Genomic DNA, 14375 nt, shown 5'->3' on the forward strand with positions numbered 1-14375 from the left:
TAGAGTCATCTCATACGGCCCCAGCCCCTGGCCGCAGTCATCACCACCGAGCTTCCAGGCCTCCCGCGCCTCGCCGGGTTACTCCCGCAACCCGAGCGCGCGCGGTCGAGGACCGGCCCGGTCGGCGACCTCCGGGGGGAGCGGATCGCCGGCCGGGCCAGGTAGAGGTCCTAGGAGCCGGTCAGATACGCGGAGACGACGACGTTCGCCGTGTAGCTGCGGCTCGTCCGGTCGAAGGTGCCGCCGCAGGTGATCAGCCGCAGTTCGGCCCGTCCCGAGGTGTGCTGCCCGTAGGCCCGTCGGGCGTCGAAGCGGTCGCGGGTGAGGACCTGGACGTCGTCGACGGTGAACTCGGCGACCCTGCCGTCGTCGCGGACCACCCGGACCGTCTCGCCGGGCTTGAGGGCGCTGAGCTTGTAGAAGACGGCGGGCCGGGTCTCGGTGTCGACGTGGCCCACCATCAGCGCGGTTCCGGCAGCCCCCGGTTCCGCGCCGGCCGCGTACCAGCCGACGACCCCGGGCTGGTCGAAGGGCGGCGGGTCGGGGGCGCCCCGCGCGTCCAGGCCACGGGCCACCACCGGCGCCTGCACGCCGAGCTCCGGGATGTCCAGGCGCTGTGGCCGCGCACCCGTCAACGGCCGTGCGGGGGGCGGGAGTTCGAGATCCGGCGGGCGGCCGACGGCGGCCGCGTCGCCCGTGGTGGGCGCGGACCCGCCGTGCCGTAGGTCGCTCACCTCGCGGCCCCACAGCCACAGGCCGAGCAGCAGCACGGCCCAGGCCACTGCGGTCAGCAGGCGTCCGGTCCCGGAGACACCGTCCTGTCCCGCGGGTTCGCCGCCCTGGTCCGAGAAGCGGTCGGACATCGCCGGTCAGTCCGTCCTGCGGCTCCGGCGGCTGCTCCGCAGCACGACGGCCACCGCCGCGACCCCGGCGAGCACCAGACCGGTCACCGCGTGCCCGGTGCCGGGGCCGGTGGCGCGGGGCTGCATGGCGGAGAGGTGGGTGGCGGTCCAGCCGCCGCCCGCGTTCACGGGTGCGGCGGGGGATGCGGGGGCGGTGGTGCTCTTGTCCGCTACGACGGTGATCCGGCCCTTCACCTCGAAGTCGGCGCAGGTGATCTTCACGTCGTACGAGCCGGGCTTGACCGAGGAGCGGACGCGGGTCTCGCCGGCGAGACTGCCGCCGGCCCCCGTCAGACGGGCGTCCGCGACGAACGCGGCCGAGGCGGCGGTGGCCGTCCTCCCCGCGCAGCCGGTGACCCGCAGCGTGAGGTCGGCGCCGGGTGCGGGGGACGACGGGGTCACGGTGACACTGCCACCGTCCGCGGCCCGGGCGACCGGAGCGAAAGCGGCGACGGCCAGGACCGCGGTACAGAGAGTGAGGCGTAGGGAACCCATCGTGAACCTCCAGATATCTGGAGAATCCCCCGGGGAGCCCGGTCCCGCATCCCGGGCGGTCCGGTACTGCTCCAGACGGGTCGCGGTGTCCGGGGGCGCGGCGCGGGAAGTGACCGCGGGTTGAGATGCCCTGGCACGGCCGTTGCCGCCGTGGGGCGACTGCATAGCATGGTCGTCTCACACGTACGCATGCACCAGGAGCCCGCGCCCATGACTGACCGCAAGCCCATCGAATCGTGGCTCACCGACATGGACGGGGTGCTGATGCACGAGGGCGTCCCGGTGCCGGGTGCGGACGCCTTCATCAAGAAGCTGCGGGATTCGGGACGGCCGTTCCTGGTGCTGACGAACAACTCGATCTACACCGCGCGTGACCTGCACGCCCGGCTGAACAGGATCGGCCTGGACGTCCCGGCGGAGAACATCTGGACCTCCGCCCTGGCCACCGCGACTTTCCTGGACAACCAGCATCCCGGCGGAACCGCCTATGTGATCGGGGAGGCGGGCCTGACCACGGCGCTGCACGACGCCGGGTATGTGCTGACCGACTCCGACCCGGACTTCGTGATCCTGGGCGAGACCCGCACCTACTCCTTCGAGGCGCTGACCAAGGCCATCCGGCTGATCAACAACGGTGCCCGATTCATCGCCACCAACCCCGACAACACCGGCCCCTCCCCCGAGGGCGCCCTTCCGGCCACCGGGTCCGTCGCCGCGCTGATCACCAAGGCGACCGGCAAGGAGCCGTACTTCGTCGGCAAGCCCAACCCGCTGATGATGCGGACCGCGCTGAACACCATCGGCGCGCACTCGGAGACCAGCGCCATGATCGGCGACCGTATGGACACCGACGTCCTGGCCGGGCTGGAGGCCGGGATGGAGACCTTCCTCGTGCTGACCGGGCTGACGAGCAGGGCCGACGTCGACCGGTACCCGTATCGGCCGACGAAGGTCGTCGACTCCATCGCGGATCTCGTGGACCGCGTCTGACGGTCGCGTCCCCTGGCGCGGAGGGTGTCGCGGCCCGGTCAGCGGCGCCTGCGGGCCAGCAGGATCGCGCCGCCGGTGACGAGGAGTGCGACGGTGGCGGCCATCGCGACGCCGGACGTGCCGAGGCCGGTGCGGGCGAGTTCGTCGGCGAAGGGCAGCGGGGTGTCGCTGGTCCCGGGGGCCGGGGTGCGGTCCGGTCCGGCGTCGATGCCGAACCGGTAGTCGTTGGACTGTCCGACCCAGTCCCCGTCGTCCGTGTGGCGCTGCACGACGGCCGCGGCGGCGGTGACACGGTTCGGGACGGCGTCCGAGGTGATGCCGAGCCTGACCTTCACGGTGCGTGTCCTGCCGGCGGCGACGGTGAAGCCGGGGAAGCCGTCGTCGAAGGCGCCGACGAGTTCGTTCGCGTCGGTCTCCTCGAAGCGGACGGGGTGGGGGCGTTCGCCGTCGTAGAACTCCAGACGGGCCTGGGACGGTGCGAGTGCGCTCTTGTCGTCGACGAGGACGACGACGGGGTGGATGTCCGTGCGGGTGCGGTCGGTGGTGTTGGTGAGGTCCAGGTACCAGGTTCCGAGGCCGCCACCGGCGGCGTAGGTGTCCGGGCCGCCGTGGATTCGGGTGGTGATCGGGAATCCGTGCCCGTCGGGGCCGGGATCGGCGTGGGCGCGCGGCATGGGCGCGGTGAGGAGGGCGGCTGCCGCTGCGAGGCTGACGTTGACAGGCGTACACAGTCGCATGAACACATGACCATGCCGGACGGGGACGGCCGGACGGCGGCGCCATTCCGCTCGGCGCCCTCGAACGTCCCGGAGACCGCCCGATCGGCCGACCGCACATCCCGTCCCCGTCAGCCGTCGGCCCTTCCGAACAGAGGCCCCAGCAGCAGCTGAGCCGCCCCCTGCGCGACCGCCCGCGCACCACCGGGCGCGAGCCGTACCGGTACGGCGTCCTCGCCCCGGGTGCGTTCCGCCAGCGCGGCGGCGACACCCCGTACGAACACGTCCGGTGTCGCGGTGACGGTACGGCCGCCGAGGAGCACGAGGTCGATGTCCAGCAGGCCGACGAGGTTCGCGGCACCCGCGCCGAGCACCCGGGCCGCCTCCTGCGCGTCCTGCCGGGTCATCGCCCCGAGGCACAGCGCCTCGACGCACCCCCGGTTCCCGCAGGTGCACGGCGGTCCGTCGAGCTGCACGACCTGGTGCCCGAACTCCCCCGCCCCCGTCCGGGCTCCCCGGTGCACCGCACCGCCGATCACGAGTCCGGCCCCGAGTCCCGTCCCGAGGTGCAGGTAGGCGAAGGAGCCGCTGCCGCCCTCGCCGGCCGCCGCCAGTCCCAGCGCCGCCGCGTTCGTGTCCTTGTCCACCACGACCGGCACCCCCAGCCTGTGCTCCAGCACCTCGCGGAGGGGGAAGCCGTCCCACTCGGGAAACCCCGTCACCCGGTGCAGGACCCCCCGCACATGGTCGAGCGGGCCGGGCAGGGCGACACCGACGCCGAGAAGGGAAGGCACCCCGGCGGCGGCGGTGTTCCCGGCGAAGGCTTCGCCGAGCACCGCTTCGACCGCGTGCCCCACCTCCGCCACGACGGCTTCGGCGCCCGCCCCCAGATCCAGCGGAGCACACCGCTCCGCCACGACTGCCCCGTCCAGGTCGACGACCAGCGCCCGCAGCGCGTCCCGGTCAAGGTGGACGCCCACCGCGTGGCCCGCCTCGGGGACCAGCCGCAGCACGGTCCGCGGTTTGCCGCCGGTGGAGGCCCGGCGGCCCGCCTCCGCCGCGAGGCCCTCGTCCCGCAGCCGTCCGGTGATCTTGCTGACGGCCTGCGGGGTCAGCCCCGTGCGCTCGGCGAGTTCCAGCCGGCTGATCCCGTCGGCACCTGCACGGCGCAGCAGGTCGAGCACGAGCGCGGCGTTGTGGCTGCGCAGGGCCAGGAGGTTGACGCCGCCGTTCGTCCTGTTCACGCGGTCCATTGTCCTCTGCGCTTGCACTTTGGCAACACCGTTGCGAAAGTGGACGGCATGACTGCTGCTGACCTCCGCGTGGGCCTCGTCGGCTACGGCCTCGCGGGCTCCGTCTTCCACGCCCCGCTGATCGCCGCCACCGAGGGCCTCACCCTCGACACCGTGGTCACCTCGAACCCCGAGCGGCAGGAACAGGCCCGCGCCGAGTTCCCGGACGTCCGAACGGTCGCGGGCGCCGACGAGCTGTTCGCGCGCGCGGCCGACCTGGACCTCGTCGTGATCGCGTCCCCCAACAGGACGCACGTCCCGCTCGCCACCACCGCCCTCAAGGCGGGCCTGCCGGTCGTGGTCGACAAGCCGATCGCCGGCACGGCGGCGGAGGCGCGCGCACTCGCCGCCCTCGCCGAGGAGCGCGGCCTGCTCCTGTCCGTCTTCCAGAACCGGCGCTGGGACAACGACTTCCTGACCCTGCGCCGGCTTCTCGACGAGGGCGAACTGGGCGACGTATGGCGGTTCGAGTCCCGTTTCGAGCGGTGGCGGCCGCAGCCGAAGGGCGGCTGGCGCGAGTCCGGCGACCCCGCAGAGGTCGGAGGTCTCCTGTACGACCTCGGCAGCCACGTCGTCGACCAGGCCCTGTCCCTCTTCGGTCCCGCCGCCTCCGTGTACGCCGAGGCGGACATCCGCCGCCCGGGCGCCTCGATCGACGACGACACGTTCCTCGCGATCACCCATGCGAACGGCGTCCGCTCCCATCTGTACGTGTCCGCCACCACCGCCCAACTCGGCCCCCGGTTCCGGGTGCTGGGCTCGAAGGCGGGCTACGTGAAGTACGGCCTGGACCCGCAGGAGGCGGCGCTGCGGGACGGCGAGCGCCCCGGCACGTCGTCCGACTGGGGCCGGGAGCCCGAGTCGGCGTGGGGCCGGCTCGGCTCCGGGGAGTCCCCCCTGACCGGCGGCGGCAGCCCCGTGCCGACCCTCCCCGGCGACTACCCGGCTTACTATGCGGCCGTGGCCAGGGCTCTGACCGAGGGCGGCACCAACCCGGTGACCGCGCTGGAGGCGGCCGCCACCCTCGACGTACTGGAGGCGGCGCGCCGTTCGGCCCGCGACGAAGTGGCGGTGCAGCTGTGACGCACAACTCCGGGCTGACCCCGAAGTTCCAGCCGGAACTCACCCCGCCCCTGGAGGAGCTGGAAGCACAGGAACGCCACCTGGTCTTCCGGCAGTTCACCCACGAGGACGCGTGGGCGCTGGGCTCCCTGCTCGTCGAACTGGCCCGGGAGCGGCAGGCCCCGGTCGCCATCGACATCCGCCGCGGCGGCCAGCAGCTCTTCCATGCCGCCCTTCCCGGCTCCACCCCGGACAACGACGCGTGGATCGACCGCAAGCGGCGGGTCGTCGAGCGCTACGGCTCCGCCTCCTACCTGGTCGGCGCCCGCTTCCGCGCCAAGGGCAGCACCTTCGAGGAGTCCTCGCGCCTGGACCCCGACACGTACGCGGCCCACGGCGGCTCCTTCCCGGTCACGGTGGAGGGCGTCGGCGTCGTCGGCACGGTCACGGTGTCGGGACTGCCCCAGCTCCAGGACCACCGGTTCGTCGTGGAGGCACTGGAACAGTTCCTGGGCCAGGGGGACTGACGGGAAGATCCCGAGGCACCCTCCGGTTGGCACCCGTGACCTTCACACCGACCGGAGGAGATCACCCGATGACCGTCAAGGACCTCAAGGAAGCCGTCGGACGGTACGGCATCTGGAACGGCGGCGGGCTGCGCTCGAAGGAACCGGACCGCCGCGGGGAGATCGCCGAAGCGGCGGCCGAGTTGGAGGAGCTGGGCTACGGCGCCCTCTGGATCGGCGGCAACAGCGACGCCGACCACGCCGCCCCGCTGCTGGAGGCGACCTCCCGGATCGTCGTGGGCACCAGCATCCAGAGCATCTGGGAGCACGAGCCCGAGACCGCCGCGGCCCGGTACGCCGAACTCGACACGGCCCACCCGGGCCGCTTCGCCCAGGGCCTCGGCGTCAGCCACGCCAAGCTCGCGGACCAGTACCGCCGCCCGTACTCGGCCCTGGTCGCCTACCTGGACGCCCTGGACAAGGCCGGCGCCCCCGCGCACGGCCGCCTCCTGGCAGCGCTGGGCCCGAAGACCCTGGAGCTCTCCCGGGACCGCGCGGCCGGCGCCATCCCGTACCTGGTGACCGCGGAGCAGACCGCCAGGTCCCGTGAGCTGCTGGGCGAAGTCCCGCTGCTGGCACCGGAGTTGAAGGTCGTACTCGAAACCGACCCGACGACGGCCCGCACCCTGGCCCGCAACTACCTGTCCATCTACCTGGGCCTGCCCAACTACACCAACAACTTCCTCCGCAACGGCTTCACGGAGGACGACATCAAGGACGGCGGCAGCGACCGCCTCATCGACGCGGTCTTCGCCTGGGGCGACGAGACGGCGATCCGGGCCCGCGTCGACGACTTCTTCGAGGCGGGCGCGGACCACGTGGCCCTGCAGATCGTGGACGGCGGCCCGCGCTACGACCTCCCGAGGGATGCCTGGCGCAGGCTCGCGTCGCTGCTGGCCTAGCTGTACCGCCCCGAGCGCTCAGGCGTCCTTGAACTCCTGCCGCTGGCGCCCGAGTCCGGCGATCTCGAGCTCCACCACGTCGCCGCCCCGAAGGAAGGGCTTGGGCTCGGGCGCGCCCAGGGCGACCCCGGCCGGCGTGCCGGTGTTGATGACGTCACCGGGGTACAGGGTCATGAACTGGCTGACGTACCGCACCACTTCACCCACGGGGAAGATCTGCTCGGCGGTCGTGCCGTCCTGCTTCAGCTCCCCGTTGACCCACAGTTTCAGCGAGAGGTCCTGGGGGTCGCCGACCTCGTCCGCCGTCACCAGCCACGGGCCCAGGGGGTTGAACGTCTCGCAGTTCTTCCCCTTGTCCCAGGTCCCGCCCCGCTCGATCTGGAACTCCCGCTCGGACACGTCGTGCGCGACCGCGTACCCGGCGACGTGGGCGAGACCCTCCTCCGGGGACTCCAGGTACCGGGCCGTGCGGCCGATCACGACCGCAAGCTCGACCTCCCAGTCGGTCTTCACCGACTTCCGGGGGACCAGGACCGTGTCGTAGGGACCGACCACGGTGTCCGCGGCCTTGAAGAAGATCACCGGCTCGGCGGGCGGCTCGGCGCCCGTCTCGCGGGCGTGGTCGTGGTAGTTCAGGCCGATGCAGACGATCTTCCCGATGCGGGCGACCGGCGGCCCGACCCGCAGCCCGGTGGCGTCCAGCGCGGGCAGTTCACCGGTCTCCGCGGCCGCGCGGACCCGGCCGAGTGCCGCGTCGTCGGCGAGGAGCGTCCCGTCGATGTCGTCCACGACACCGGACAGGTCCCGCAGGACCCCGTCGGCATCGAGCAGCGCGGGCGTCTCCGTTCCCGCCGTACCGACTCGCAGCAGCTTCATGATCACTGTCTCCCTAGCTCGCGGGGTGTCGTCCGGCGGGTGCAGCCATCGGATGACTGGTCGATCCTCCAAGCTCGGTGTCCACTCCGCAATACCCGGTTCACGGACTGGACCGGTCAGCGGTAGAGGGCTGCCCTCTCGACCGCGGCCCACGTCGAACTGGTCACCACGTACAGCGCGGCCGCCAGCGGCACCACGGCCACGGTGAAGAGCGTGAAGAAGGACATGAAGGGCATCAGCCTGCTCACCGCGCCCACCCCGGGCACCGCCTCTCCGCCCGGCCCGCCGGAGGCGCCGGGCAGCGTCGGATTGGCGGCCATCATCCGCTTCGTACGGCGGAAGTTGAAGCAGGCGACGAGGGTGACCACGACGAACAGCCCGACGTACACGAGGCCCGCCCCGCCGAACGCTCCGCCGTCGCCGAGGGCGTCGGCCCAGCGGCCGCCGAGCGGGGCGGCGAACAGTTCGTGACTGAGCAGCTCGTTGGCCCTGCCGCCGATCGTCGTGTTGGAGAAGAGGTGGTACAGCAGGAAGAACGCGGGCAGCTGGAAGAGTCCGGGCAGGCAGCCGGACATCGGTGACACCTTCTCCTCGGCGTGCAGTTCCAGCACCGCCTTCTGGAGCTTCTCGGGACTGCCCTTGTGCTGCCTGCGCAGTTCGGCGATCTTCGGCTGGAGCCTGGTGCGGGCCTTCTGGCCGCGGGCGGCGGCGCGGGACAGGGGGTGCACGAGCAGTCGTACGAGGGCGGTGAACAGGACGATCGCGGCGGCGGCCGCGGTGGCGCCGAAGAACGGCTGGAGCAGGTCGGCCAGGTCCTGGACCAGGCCTGCGAACACGGAGAAGACGGACATGGGTGAGCCCTCCGGGGGTCTCGTCGTGCCGGAAGTGACGAAGGCGGCATGACGACCCGCGCGGGGTGTCCTGGCAGGAGCGGTCCCTACGCGACGGTCGCCGGGAGGGCGTGGCCGGGCGCTCGGGGGCGGGGGCGGCCCTTGGCGTCGGGGTCGCGTTGCGGGAGGAAGGCCGTGCGGCGGTCGCGGTCGCGGATGGCCGTACGGACCCGGGTGGGCGGTACGGCGGGCGCGCAGCGCGAGGCGATCAGCGAGCAGGCGGCGAACGCGGAGCCGGCCGCGGCGGTCGCCGCCAGCGCGACGGCGGCGGAGAGGCTGCCGGTGTCGAGCAGGACGACGTCGAGGACGAGAAGCAGCAGCACGGCGGCGGGACGCACACTCGTCCAGCTGCGGATCATGGCGCTCCCCCTCTCGCTGCGGTCTCCCCTCGGTTATACCTGATCGGCTCGGTTATACGTGATCGGCCAGGAGCGGCTGCAACAGCCTCCTCGGCTTGAGCAGGGCCCGGCTGACCGGGTCCGCGGGGCCGGGATCGAGTCCGGGGCCCGGGATCATGAGGACGTCCCCGACCGGTACGACGGTGGCGCAGGCGGGGCATTCGCCGTAGGAGCCGATCTCGGTGCCGCACTCCGCGTGCTGGAAGATGCGCAGCGCGGGCTCGCCGTGGTGTTCGCGGCCCCAGCGGCCGAGGGCGCGCAGGGCGGGCCACAGGGCGATGCCGCGGTCGGTGACGACGTACTCGTCACGCGGCGGCGACTCCTGGTAGCGGCGTTTTTCGAGGATGCCCTCCTCGGTGAGCATCTGGAGGCGGCCCGCCAGGACCGCGCGCGGGATGCCGAGGTGGACGAGGAAGTCGTTGTAGCGCCGGACGCCGTACAGGGCGTCGCGGACGACGAGCAGGGTCCAGCGCTCGCCGACGATCTCCAGCGCGCGGGCGATCGAGCATTCCTGTGTCGCGTAGTCCTTGCCCAGTGCCATGACGCCCACTGTAACCATTTTCCTTCCGTAGGTTCAATGAACGAACCTACTCTGTTACGGTGACCCCCATGGCTAGGTTCAACGAACGAACTCTCCCCGATGCGAAGCCGTCGGCCGCCCCCGCGGAAGCACCCCCGCACCCCGGCGCCACCCTCGCGCTGACCAGCGCCGCCACCGTCGTGGCCCTGATGACGTACACCGCGCCGATGGTCACGCTCCCCGAGGTCGCCGCCGCCCTGCACACCCCCGTGTCCGCCCAGGCCTGGCTCCTGAACGGCACCCCGCTCGGCCTCGCCGCCCTCCTCCTGGTCGCCGGCAGCCTCGCCGACGACTACGGCCGCCGCCGGATCTTCGTCGCCGGCACCCTGGCACTGGGCCTCACCACCGCCCTCGGCGCCCTGACCTCGTCCACCTGGCTGTTCACCCTCGCCCGCATCGCCCAGGGCGCGGCCAGCGCGGCCCTCCTCGCGAGCAGCCTGGGCCTGATCGTCCACGCCTTTCCCAGCCCGCGGGGCCGACTGCACGCGACCGGGGTGTGGGGCGCGTTCGTGAGCGGCGGCATCGCACTGGGCCCGATCGTCACCGGCGCACTGCCGAACTGGCGGATGGCGTACGGGGTTCTCGGCGCCGCCGCCGTGCTCGTGGCCGCCCTGTCCGCACGGCTCCTGTCGGAGTCCCGGGCCCCGCGCGGCGGCCGCCCCGACCTCGCCGGCGCGGTGACGTTCGGGCTCGCCCTGGTCGCCCTGGTCGCGGCGCTCACGCTCGGCCGGGACGGGTGGCTGCGGGCGCCGGTGGGCCTGCTGCTGCTCGCGTTCGCCGTGCTGCTGGGACTGTTCGCCGCCGTGGAGCACCGCACCCGTACCCCGATGATCGACCTGGGCCTGCTCCGCCGGCGCCACTTCCTCGCGTCCTCCTCCGGCGGACTGTTCACAGGGCTCGCGGTGATCGGCCTGTTCAGCTTCCTCCCGGCCCTCCTCCAGCAGACCCTCGGCCTGTCCGCGATGGACACGGCCTGGCTCTTCCTGCTCTGGTCCGGCCTGTCCTTCGCGGTGGCCCTCCAGGTCCGGCGGCTCGCGGGCCGGGTACCGCCGCGATGGCAGCTCGCGATCGGTTTCCTGCTGCACGCGGCGGGCGTCCTGGCCATGCTGGGCTCACTCGACGCGGGCTCCTGGGTACGGCTGCTGCCTGGCCTGATGATCGCGGGCGTCGGCAGCGGCCTGCTGAACGCCGCGCTTCCGCTGCTCGCGGTGGAGTCGGTACCGGCGGGGCGGGCGGCGATGGGCTCCGGCGCCCAGCAGACCTTCCGGTACATCGGCTCCTGCGCCGGAGTCGCCCTGACGCTCGCGATCGCCACCTCGTCGGGAGCCGGCCTCGCCCACGGCGCGGACCTCGCGATGCTGGTGTCGGCGGGGCTGGCACTCGTCGCCGCCGCGAGCGTGGTCGCGCTGCGGGAGCGCTGAGCCCTCCGGGAGCGACCACCCCTGCACGACACCCGCGCGATCGCGACGCCCATGCCGACCGGACTGGCACTCGCCGCCACCACGAGCGTGGTCGCACTGCGGCAGCGCTGAGCCCTCCGGGGGCGACCACCCCGGCACGACACCCGCGCGATCGCGACGCCCATACCGGCCGGACCGGCACTCGCCGCCACCACGAGCGTGGTCGCACTGCGGCAGCGCTGAGGGCTTCGGGGCGGCGGGTATTGCGGGGCGGCGGAGGGGTCGGGGCAGGCGGGGCTGCCCGGCTACTGCGCGGCGGCGGAACGTTCGAGGCGGGCGGCGCTGCCCGGCTACTGCAAGGCGGCGGAACGTTCGCGGCTGGCTGGGCTGCCCGGCGCCGGAGGGGGCGGGGCAAGCGGGGCTGCCCCGACCCCTGCGCCGCGGCGGAACGTTCGAGGCGGGCGGCGCTGCCCGGCGCGGGAGCGTTCGGCGGGCGGTGCGGGGCAACCGGCGCCCTCGACGCGGTCCCGGTGCGGACATCGCGGGAGCGCCCACGTGCTCAACGCGGCCGCATCGAGACGAGCTTGCCCCACACCACCAGCCGGTACCGGGACGTGTACTCCGGGGTGCAGGTGGTGAGGGTGATGTAGTACCCGGGGCTGGTGTACCCGTAGGCGGGATGGACCGTCGAACGCGGGACAGGGCGGATCACCCCGGAGTCGCGGGCCGAGGTCTGGCCAAGGGTCCTGTCCACCACGTACGTGTAGACCGCGGCCTCGGTCTCCACCTGGAGGGTGTCCTTCGGGGCGAGCCGGTTGATGTACCGGAAGGGCTCGCCGTGGGTGTTGCGGTGCCCGGCGAGCGCGAAGTTCCCTGCCTGGCCCGGCTGTTGACTGTTCCGGTAGTGGCCGACGTACCCCTTGTTGAGCACGCTCTGCTTGTCCACACCCTCGGCGACGGGGACCCGGAGGTGGAGACGGGGGATGGAGAGGACGGCGTACGCCCGGTACCCGGCGGGGTTCGCGCCGGCGGTGTCCGGGACGGTGACGCGGACGCGCCCCTCGCCCGGGGCCGGAGAGGAGTCCGTGGCCGGAGACCCCGAGGAGGCGGCCGTACCGGAGTCGCTACCCGCGCCCCGCCCCCACTCTCGCCCCCACTCCCGCTCCAGCGCCTCGACCTTCCGCTGAGCGCCCTCCTTGGCCTCCCGGTTGGTCCACCACAGCTGGTGCACGACGAGCAACAGCAGCACGATCCCTGCGGTGACCAGGAGTTCTCCACCGGTCCACCACGCCCGTCGGCGACGCTCACGGCGGCGCCGGGTTCCGTGCTCAAGGACGACGACCCGCATGGCGTACGTCTCCCTCCACCGGGCCCGCACGATAAGGGCTCCGCCGCCAAGTGGCCAGGCTTCCTGCCCGCCGGAAGCCCGCCCGGAGCCCGCTACGCAGGCCGCCCGCAGGCCGCCCGGAGCCCGCTCGGAGCGCGTTCGGAAGCACATCCGGAAGTCCGCCCAGAACGACCACCCCTTGTCATAACCATTGGAGAAATAGAAAGCCCGATAGAAAGAAAGCGCTGTCACACCTCTCGACAACCTCACCCACCACACCTGATGCTTCGTGGTGGCACGCGGGGGACGAGTTGGGCGAGCCACTTGGTTTTCACTGCTCGGCCGCTGTTGAGGGACAGCGGCCGAGCCCCACAATGAGGTGGAGAAGACAGCCATGATCCGACGCAGAACGCTGCTGACAGCCGCAGGAGGCACTCTCCTCGGCAGCGCCCTGGCCACCGGCACCGCCCGTGCGGACGCCACGATCGCCGTCACCCCGGGCACGTCGTACGGCACCTGGGAGGGCTGGGGAACCTCCCTGGCCTGGTGGGCCAACGTGTTCGGCGCCCGGGACGACTTCGCCGACATCTTCTTCACCACCAAGTCGACGTCCTACAACGGCACTTCGCTGCCCGGCCTCGGCCTGAACATCGCCCGCTACAACCTGGGCGCGAGCAGCTGGAACACGGTGAACGGCTCGTCGATGGTCGCGTCGGCCAACATCCCCGCCTTCAAGCAGATCGAGGGCTACTGGCAGGACTGGAACAACGAGGACCCGACGTCGAGCGCCTGGGACTGGACGGCGGACGCCAACCAGCGGGCCATGCTGGTGAAGGCGACGTCCAGGGGTGCGACCTCGGAGCTCTTCGCCAACTCCCCGATGTGGTGGATGTGTTCCAACCACAACCCGTCGGGCGCCTCGGGCGGCGGCAACAACCTCCAGACCTGGAACTACCGCCAGCACGCCTCGCACCTGGCCGCGACCGCCCTGTACGCCAAGAACAACTGGGGCGTGAACTTCGCGACGGTCGATCCCTTCAACGAGCCCTCGTCGTCCTGGTGGACGGCGACCGGCACGCAGGAGGGCTGCCACATGGACGCGACGGTCCAGGCGGCCGTACTGCCGTACATGCGCAGCGAGTTGAACGCGCGCGGCCTGACGGGGACGAAGATCTCCGCGTCGGACGAGACGAGTTACGACCTCGCCCGCACCACCTGGAACTCCTTCAGCTCGACGACGAAGGGGTACGTGAACCGGGTCAACGTCCACGGCTACCAGGGCTCGGGCGGCCGCCGGGACCTGCTCTACACGGACGTGGTGACCACGGCAGGCAAGGCCCTGTGGAACTCGGAGACCGGCGACAGCGACGGCACCGGCTACACCATGGCCTTCAACCTCCTCTACGACTTCCGCTGGCTGCACCCCACGGCCTGGGTCTACTGGCAGGTCATGGACCCGTCGACGGGCTGGGCGATGATCGCGTACGACCAGAGCACCCTCCAGCCGACGGCGGTCCAGACGAAGTACTACGTCATGGCCCAGTTCGCCCGGCACATCCGCCCCGGGATGAAGATCATCGACACGGGGGTGAGCAACGCGGTCGCGGCCTACGACTCCTCCGCCAAGCGCCTGGTCATCGTCGCCCTGAACACCGCCACGTCGGCCCAGACCCTGACCTTCGACCTGTCGAGGTTCACCACGGTCACCGGCGGCTCCGGCGGCCTGGTTCCGCGCTGGAACACGGTGACGACGGGCGGCGACAAGTACGCGTCGTACTCCAACACCTACCTGAACGGGAAGTCGGTGGCGGTGTCCTTCGCGGCGAAGGCCGTGCAGACGCTCCAGATCGACGGTGTGACGATCTGAGCCCGGTGCGGACCGGGCGCGGGCGGGGTGCCGGACGCCGTTGACCTGCCGTCCGGGCCCTGGCCTGCACCTCTCTCCCCCCATGTCACTGATCGGCAGTACGGTGTCATCC

15 protein-coding genes are annotated in these 14375 nt (G+C 72.2%); 6 read left to right on the forward strand and 9 right to left on the reverse strand.

Going from position 1 to position 14375, the window contains the following annotated elements; genetic code table 11:
* Window positions 1–170 precede the first annotated feature (170 nt).
* Both ACZ48Z_RS33225 and ACZ48Z_RS33230 read right to left on the reverse strand, forming a co-directional pair.
* The gene (locus ACZ48Z_RS33225) at window positions 171–863 is read right to left on the reverse strand and encodes a class F sortase (RefSeq protein ID WP_468739607.1); all 693 of its coding nucleotides are present in this window, start codon (window positions 861–863) and stop codon (window positions 171–173) included.
* Between the two features lie 6 nt (window positions 864–869).
* Window positions 870–1397 (reverse strand): hypothetical protein, encoded by a 528-nt coding sequence (locus ACZ48Z_RS33230; RefSeq protein WP_468739608.1) that lies wholly within the window; start codon window positions 1395–1397, stop codon window positions 870–872.
* A 210-nt stretch (window positions 1398–1607) separates the two neighbouring features.
* Between ACZ48Z_RS33230 and ACZ48Z_RS33235 the strand changes: the two genes are divergently transcribed.
* Window positions 1608–2387 (forward strand): HAD-IIA family hydrolase, encoded by a 780-nt coding sequence (locus ACZ48Z_RS33235; protein WP_328747739.1) that lies wholly within the window; start codon window positions 1608–1610, stop codon window positions 2385–2387.
* A gap of 38 nt (window positions 2388–2425) precedes the next feature.
* Here ACZ48Z_RS33235 and ACZ48Z_RS33240 read toward each other — a convergent pair whose 3' ends face one another.
* A complete protein-coding gene (locus ACZ48Z_RS33240; RefSeq protein WP_468739609.1) occupies window positions 2426–3124 on the reverse strand; it encodes a hypothetical protein in 699 nt (232 codons plus the stop codon).
* 110 nt (window positions 3125–3234) lie between these two features.
* Complete coding sequence (locus tag ACZ48Z_RS33245) at window positions 3235–4356, reverse strand: ROK family transcriptional regulator (protein WP_468739610.1); 1122 nt, start codon at window positions 4354–4356, stop codon at window positions 3235–3237.
* A 48-nt stretch (window positions 4357–4404) separates the two neighbouring features.
* On the opposite strand from ACZ48Z_RS33245, the gene ACZ48Z_RS33250 reads away from it, so the two are divergent.
* From ACZ48Z_RS33250 to ACZ48Z_RS33260, 3 genes are all read left to right on the forward strand, one after another.
* On the forward strand, window positions 4405–5478 hold the full coding sequence (locus ACZ48Z_RS33250; protein WP_468739611.1) for a Gfo/Idh/MocA family protein: 1074 nt from the start codon (window positions 4405–4407) through the stop codon (window positions 5476–5478).
* Complete coding sequence (locus ACZ48Z_RS33255; protein ID WP_468739612.1) at window positions 5475–5984, forward strand: heme-degrading domain-containing protein; 510 nt, start codon at window positions 5475–5477, stop codon at window positions 5982–5984. The genes ACZ48Z_RS33250 and ACZ48Z_RS33255 overlap by 4 nt, the downstream gene beginning before the upstream one ends.
* A 68-nt stretch (window positions 5985–6052) precedes the next feature.
* Window positions 6053–6925, forward strand: coding sequence for an LLM class F420-dependent oxidoreductase (locus ACZ48Z_RS33260; RefSeq protein WP_468739613.1), 873 nt, complete (start codon window positions 6053–6055; stop codon window positions 6923–6925).
* Between the two features lie 18 nt (window positions 6926–6943).
* Here ACZ48Z_RS33260 and ACZ48Z_RS33265 read toward each other — a convergent pair whose 3' ends face one another.
* From ACZ48Z_RS33265 to ACZ48Z_RS33280, 4 genes are all read right to left on the reverse strand, one after another.
* Window positions 6944–7801 carry a fumarylacetoacetate hydrolase family protein gene (locus ACZ48Z_RS33265; protein WP_468739614.1) on the reverse strand — a complete coding sequence of 286 codons (858 nt, stop codon included), beginning with the start codon at window positions 7799–7801 and terminating at the stop codon, window positions 6944–6946.
* A gap of 116 nt (window positions 7802–7917) precedes the next feature.
* Window positions 7918–8652 carry a YidC/Oxa1 family membrane protein insertase gene (locus ACZ48Z_RS33270; protein WP_468739615.1) on the reverse strand — a complete coding sequence of 245 codons (735 nt, stop codon included), beginning with the start codon at window positions 8650–8652 and terminating at the stop codon, window positions 7918–7920.
* Window positions 8653–8738: 86 nt separating this feature from the next.
* On the reverse strand, window positions 8739–9050 hold the full coding sequence (locus tag ACZ48Z_RS33275) for a DUF6412 domain-containing protein (protein WP_468739616.1): 312 nt from the start codon (window positions 9048–9050) through the stop codon (window positions 8739–8741).
* 52 nt (window positions 9051–9102) lie between these two features.
* Window positions 9103–9630: a winged helix-turn-helix transcriptional regulator gene (locus tag ACZ48Z_RS33280; protein WP_468739617.1), complete on the reverse strand. Its 528-nt coding sequence runs from the start codon at window positions 9628–9630 to the stop codon at window positions 9103–9105.
* 68 nt (window positions 9631–9698) lie between these two features.
* Here ACZ48Z_RS33280 and ACZ48Z_RS33285 point away from each other — a divergent pair, with 68 nt between their 5' ends.
* On the forward strand, window positions 9699–11090 hold the full coding sequence (locus ACZ48Z_RS33285; RefSeq protein WP_468739618.1) for an MFS transporter: 1392 nt from the start codon (window positions 9699–9701) through the stop codon (window positions 11088–11090).
* A gap of 538 nt (window positions 11091–11628) precedes the next feature.
* Here ACZ48Z_RS33285 and ACZ48Z_RS33290 read toward each other — a convergent pair.
* On the reverse strand, window positions 11629–12417 hold the full coding sequence (locus ACZ48Z_RS33290) for a class E sortase (protein WP_468739619.1): 789 nt from the start codon (window positions 12415–12417) through the stop codon (window positions 11629–11631).
* Window positions 12418–12790: 373 nt separating this feature from the next.
* Between ACZ48Z_RS33290 and ACZ48Z_RS33295 the strand changes: the two genes are divergently transcribed.
* Entirely contained in the window at window positions 12791–14263 is a 1473-nt protein-coding gene (locus tag ACZ48Z_RS33295) for a glycoside hydrolase (RefSeq protein ID WP_468739620.1), read from the forward strand.
* Window positions 14264–14375: the final 112 nt, after the last annotated feature.

The organism is Streptomyces sp. NPDC031225 (assembly GCF_055570355.1).

Bases quoted from the DNA above. Each gene is read 5' to 3' on its own strand.
- ACZ48Z_RS33225 (WP_468739607.1), bottom strand. From the start codon at position 863: ATGTCCGACCGCTTCTCGGACCAGGGCGGCGAACCCGCGGGACAGGAC.
- ACZ48Z_RS33235 (WP_328747739.1), top strand. From the start codon at position 1,608: ATGACTGACCGCAAGCCCATCGAATCGTGGCTCACCGACATGGACGGG.
- ACZ48Z_RS33290 (WP_468739619.1), bottom strand. From the start codon at position 12,417: ATGCGGGTCGTCGTCCTTGAGCACGGAACCCGGCGCCGCCGTGAGCGT.
- ACZ48Z_RS33275 (WP_468739616.1), bottom strand. From the start codon at position 9,050: ATGATCCGCAGCTGGACGAGTGTGCGTCCCGCCGCCGTGCTGCTGCTT.
- ACZ48Z_RS33285 (WP_468739618.1), top strand. From the start codon at position 9,699: ATGGCTAGGTTCAACGAACGAACTCTCCCCGATGCGAAGCCGTCGGCC.
- ACZ48Z_RS33245 (WP_468739610.1), bottom strand. From the start codon at position 4,356: ATGGACCGCGTGAACAGGACGAACGGCGGCGTCAACCTCCTGGCCCTG.
- ACZ48Z_RS33295 (WP_468739620.1), top strand. From the start codon at position 12,791: ATGATCCGACGCAGAACGCTGCTGACAGCCGCAGGAGGCACTCTCCTC.
- ACZ48Z_RS33265 (WP_468739614.1), bottom strand. From the start codon at position 7,801: ATGAAGCTGCTGCGAGTCGGTACGGCGGGAACGGAGACGCCCGCGCTG.
- ACZ48Z_RS33270 (WP_468739615.1), bottom strand. From the start codon at position 8,652: ATGTCCGTCTTCTCCGTGTTCGCAGGCCTGGTCCAGGACCTGGCCGAC.
- ACZ48Z_RS33240 (WP_468739609.1), bottom strand. From the start codon at position 3,124: ATGCGACTGTGTACGCCTGTCAACGTCAGCCTCGCAGCGGCAGCCGCC.
- ACZ48Z_RS33230 (WP_468739608.1), bottom strand. From the start codon at position 1,397: ATGGGTTCCCTACGCCTCACTCTCTGTACCGCGGTCCTGGCCGTCGCC.
- ACZ48Z_RS33280 (WP_468739617.1), bottom strand. From the start codon at position 9,630: ATGGCACTGGGCAAGGACTACGCGACACAGGAATGCTCGATCGCCCGC.
- ACZ48Z_RS33250 (WP_468739611.1), top strand. From the start codon at position 4,405: ATGACTGCTGCTGACCTCCGCGTGGGCCTCGTCGGCTACGGCCTCGCG.
- ACZ48Z_RS33260 (WP_468739613.1), top strand. From the start codon at position 6,053: ATGACCGTCAAGGACCTCAAGGAAGCCGTCGGACGGTACGGCATCTGG.